5 protein-coding genes are annotated in these 4,163 nt (G+C 56.5%); 1 reads left to right on the top strand and 4 read right to left on the bottom strand.

What is annotated here, in order from left to right:
- From ACU0FH_RS08495 to ACU0FH_RS08480, 4 genes are all read right to left on the bottom strand, one after another.
- The coding region (locus ACU0FH_RS08495) for a multicopper oxidase domain-containing protein (protein WP_446194230.1) at positions 1–781 on the bottom strand (781 nt) is incomplete at its 3' end.
- Between the two features lie 11 nt (positions 782–792).
- Positions 793–2,253 carry a TolC family protein gene (locus ACU0FH_RS08490; RefSeq protein WP_238372967.1) on the bottom strand — a complete coding sequence of 487 codons (1,461 nt, stop codon included), beginning with the start codon at positions 2,251–2,253 and terminating at the stop codon, positions 793–795.
- A complete protein-coding gene (locus ACU0FH_RS08485; RefSeq protein ID WP_233145814.1) occupies positions 2,253–2,474 on the bottom strand; it encodes a hypothetical protein in 222 nt (73 codons plus the stop codon). The genes ACU0FH_RS08490 and ACU0FH_RS08485 overlap by 1 nt, the downstream gene beginning before the upstream one ends.
- Before the next feature lie 73 nt (positions 2,475–2,547).
- Positions 2,548–2,856: a hypothetical protein gene (locus ACU0FH_RS08480; RefSeq protein ID WP_233145813.1), complete on the bottom strand. Its 309-nt coding sequence runs from the start codon at positions 2,854–2,856 to the stop codon at positions 2,548–2,550.
- Between the two features lie 717 nt (positions 2,857–3,573).
- On the opposite strand from ACU0FH_RS08480, the gene ACU0FH_RS08475 reads away from it, so the two are divergent.
- A partial coding sequence (locus ACU0FH_RS08475) for a hypothetical protein (RefSeq protein WP_446194229.1) occupies positions 3,574–4,163 on the top strand: 590 nt, incomplete at its 3' end.

Below are 4,163 nucleotides of genomic sequence, written 5' to 3'. Positions count from 1 at the left end.
TAAGATTCCCAACCCGCACTCGCACCCGGTCGCCCTTGTTCACGACCAGCGGATCGATGTCGGGGAAGATCCGGCTGTTCCAGGTCCAAAGGTTGAAATCCGTCATCGTCATGATGCGGGGTACATAGGTCCCCGGATCGATGTCGAAAGCGTTCAGCATGATCAGGAAATCACGATCTACCGGCATGAATGTGGGATCCTTGGGGTGGACCACGAACATGCCCATCATCCCCATCGCCATCTGGGTCATTTCATCGCCGTGGGGGTGGTACATGAACGTTCCGGACTTCACCAAGTCGAATTCATAGACGAAGGTTTTGCCTGGTGGGATGCTGGGATGGCTCAACCCGGAGACCCCATCCATGCCCGACGGAAGAATCAGCCCGTGCCAGTGTACCGTTGTGCCTTCCGGCAGCTTATTGGTGACGTAGATGCGCACCCGGTCGCCTTCGACAGCTTCAATTGTCGGGCCGGTGGATTGGCCGTTGTAGCCCCACAAATGCGCGATCATGCCGTCGGCAAGCTCGCGTTCTACCGGTTCGGCCACGAGGTGAAATTCCTTCACGCCGTTGTTCATCCGGTGTGGCAGGGTCCACCCGTTCAATGTGACCACAGGTGTGTAGTCCGGCCCGGAATTGGGACGCGCCGTGATCGCCGTTGCCGCACTGTCCATTTGCGCGGCTTCGGGCAATCCCATGTTCAAGGTTTGACCCCAGGCTTTCGAAGAGACCAGCGTTGCACCTGCCGCACCGGCTCCGAGTAATTGACGTCTGTTCAACATGTCAGTTCCTTTCAGTGTCCTGCGCCGCCACCGGCGGCAAGTGTTGCGTCTTCTCCACCAGCACCGCCGCCGTCTCCGCCGCCATAGATCGCAGCAGTCAGGTCAGCCTGCGCCATGTAGAATTCGCGTTTTGCGTTTGCCGCTTCCAGCGATGCGCCAAGTTTTTCGCGCACATCTGTCAGCAGCTCGAAAGTGTTGGTGATCATGCCGTTATAAGACAGCAGCCCCTCTTCTTCGACGGTCGTGCGTAGCGGCACCAGAACGTCGCGATAGTGGCGGGCAATCTTATACGCGGCGTGATAGGAGGCTTCAGCACCACGCGCTTCGGACCGGACGTTGACGGCTCTCTCTGCCAGCACGTTGGCTGCTTGCAGGTACGACAATTCCGCCTTTCGCATCCGTGCCTTCCCGGTGTCGTAGATCGGGATTGCGAACTCCACCTCCACCTGAGGGGTGGTCACGGTCTCCGTTTCTCCGTCCTCGATTTCCCGCTCAGCCTCGAAACCGGCGATGAATTCGAGATCGCTGAGAATGCGAGTCTGATCAGTCAGACCAAACGCCTTGGCCTGTGCTTCCAGGCCAAGTTTGGCAACGCGCAGATCAACCCGATTTCGCAATGCTTTCGCTTCGATGTCAGTCACACGGCCGACGGAACGCGGCAGCGCAGGAAGGGCATCGGGCACATAATAGTCGACTTCGGTGCCCCACAGCCCCATGAGCCTGGTCAGCTGCTCTTTGGACCGGGTAGCATTCAAGCGTGCCTGGGCAAGTTGTCCGGCGAGTTCGGCATTGAATGCCTGTTCACGGGCCTGCCCGGCTGTGTTGAGCGCGCCGGTCTCACCCAGCCTCATAGCCAATTCCGATCCGGCGTCAGAAGTCGCTTTCGCGCGGCGCAGATAGCTCACGGCCTCGAAGGCAGCTACGGCATCGACCCATGCCTTCCGCGTCTGATTGGCCAGTGCGAGTGTGTCGTTCACGGCGCTCAGTTGAGCCTGCCGGAAGTTTGCGTCTGCAATGGCCGTACGCTGCTTGCGAGTGGTGGCATCGAGCACGTTCGACCGTATCAGTCCCTCGATCGCCCTGTAGGCACCTAGTTCGGGCGCACCGATGCCCAGTATACCGATCGCGACGATCGGATTTTCCGGGGTCGATTGCTGCCAGGCCTCAGCGGCGGATAGGCCGACATTCGCATATGACGCCTGCAAACCCTTGTTGTTCAGAAGCGCGACCTGAACGGCGGTGTCCGCCGAAATGGTCTTGCGGTGCACCATTGCGTGCACCTGCTTCTTCAAGGCCTCGTTTTCGGCCTGGGTTTCGGCGAAGGCTGTCCGTTTGCCAATGGCTGGTGTGACCTGGCTGGAAATATTGGCGAAGCCAGCTTTTGGTTCCGTGTAGATGCCCGGCACAGCTGTAGCACAGGCACCCAAGATTAGCGGAAAGCCGAAAACCAGCGGAAACTTCGATACCCGCATCAGTTGCCCTCCGTCTGTTCTTGATTGACGGAACGCCAGTCGCGGGGACCTGTAGGGCCGCGATAGGTGTAGCCCGCCAAGGGGTCCTGATAGCTGATCGGCGATGAAACTACCGTGTTGACGACGGCCTGTTGGGTCGCGACGGACGGCAACGGGGTGGGCTCATAGGCGCATGCGCCAAGCCCGAGGGCCGAAGCCCCCATAAGTAGATGAATTTTCATGAAAGTAACCTGATTGGTGAACGTTGTCTCACGCAGAATCTGCGCAAGGCTCACACCCGATTTGGGCGCCGGTTCAGATCAGGAATCGAGGGGGCCGAAAAAACCCTGCTGTTTCTACCGAATACGTTTGACCGTCCAGAATGACATATTCACTTGTACCAACCGGCTCTGCTCTGATCTTGGTGTCTTCGATGAAGACGACAGAAATACAGATGCCGTTGCAACACTCTTGGGATTGTTGCTCTTTGCCATCCTTGTCGGACGCTGCGATGTCGCTTGCGACCCTAAGCTTCTCATGCGCGTGATGCGCATCGCTTCCGGTGTCATGAGTCATGGCGGCACCAACGACAACAATAGACTTGGCTTGATGTCCGTCATGCATGCCGGACGCCGCGTGAGCGGCAGAAGGTGGTGAAAATACCAAGGCTAACGCAAACGCAATGCACGTAAACGTCTTGAACCAGCATGATATGAAAACTCGAAAGCTCATGCTCTAGATATCGGATACCGAAGCAATCCAGTCAATCCGTCCTGCGCAGGAAGGTTTGTCGCTTTTTTGTGAAAAAGGCGAGATTCGGCCGCTGCCGTCAGAAAATGTTGCATATCAGAAACATATAAAGAGCCAATATCCCCCTCCGGTCAGCGGAGCGATGCTGACGCGTCTTGTGCTACCGAACTTCAGCCAGCTTCTCAGACCTGTAGCCCGCGTCGCTGATCGCTACCGCCAATGCAGTTTCATCCAGAGTGCTGTCGACGCCGACGATAGGTGCAGTCAGATCGCACGAAACTTTTGCATCTGGGTCGGCAGCCATGATGGGCTTTTGCATGGAAGCGGCACGATGGCCGCGATCTCCGCGCAGATTGCAATAGACCCTGAAAGGAGTCCGCCCACTCGGATAGGAATATTCCGTTCTGAAAATTACCGCCAGCGTAAGACATGCAGAAAAGCTACTTTCCAATGCTATCAACATTTCCGCAACTAGGTACGGCAGTAACCTACCATTTGTTATGTCGCTCGGCCTGCAGTCGAGACATGGAACGCGGTTCAGGAGATTTCGAAACTTAAATTTCATTCGTCCCGAAGACCTGGAGCGAATGCTTGGTTCCCAAACGCAGGTTCAACATCCTCGATCTCAAGCCGTATATGTGCCAACGTTCTAACATGCAGAGGTTTTTCTCCGTCGACATGCCCGGTGTTCAGTTTGTGAGCATTGTCTTGGCATTCAGCCTCGCAGCGTTACTGGCGGTCCTCTGCCTTTATATCTTGCTTTCGCCGGGCTTTGCAGCGGCTCTTGCCGCCGGCGGGCCATCGCTGGCCCGCTTTCTGAGGCAAGTTACGACCAACGGTCTGCCCGTAGTTTTTGCCATAAACTATGTCAGTTTTTTTCTTTTCGCGGTGATACAGAAACCAAAGGTCGCCCGCCGAGATACGGCGTTTTTCGTGCTGGTGGATATCTTGCTCAGAGCCATTCTCTTTCCAAGCCTCCACGCACTGATCTACGTTTTGTCTGCCGACTGGTTCGAGTCATTCGGGGGCAGTCGTGCAACCGCGTTGTCGGTCGTTGCCCCAACCCTTGCGCGTTCGGCGTTTTTTGAGAACATCTCCGGAGTTTATCTTTATGCGACAATGATCAGCGCGCTGCCGCTATATGTTTCAGCTTTCGGGCAGTCGGAATTTCTTGGACCGAC

It is taken from the genome of Heliomarina sp., assembly GCF_052826185.1.
This window is presented reverse-complemented; position numbering and strand designations above follow the sequence as displayed.

Coding starts and splice junctions, on each gene's coding strand:
- ACU0FH_RS08490 (WP_238372967.1), bottom strand. CDS start 2,253: ATGCGGGTATCGAAGTTTCCGCTGGTTTTCGGCTTTCCGCTAATCTTG.
- ACU0FH_RS08480 (WP_233145813.1), bottom strand. CDS start 2,856: ATGCATGACGGACATCAAGCCAAGTCTATTGTTGTCGTTGGTGCCGCC.
- ACU0FH_RS08485 (WP_233145814.1), bottom strand. CDS start 2,474: ATGAAAATTCATCTACTTATGGGGGCTTCGGCCCTCGGGCTTGGCGCA.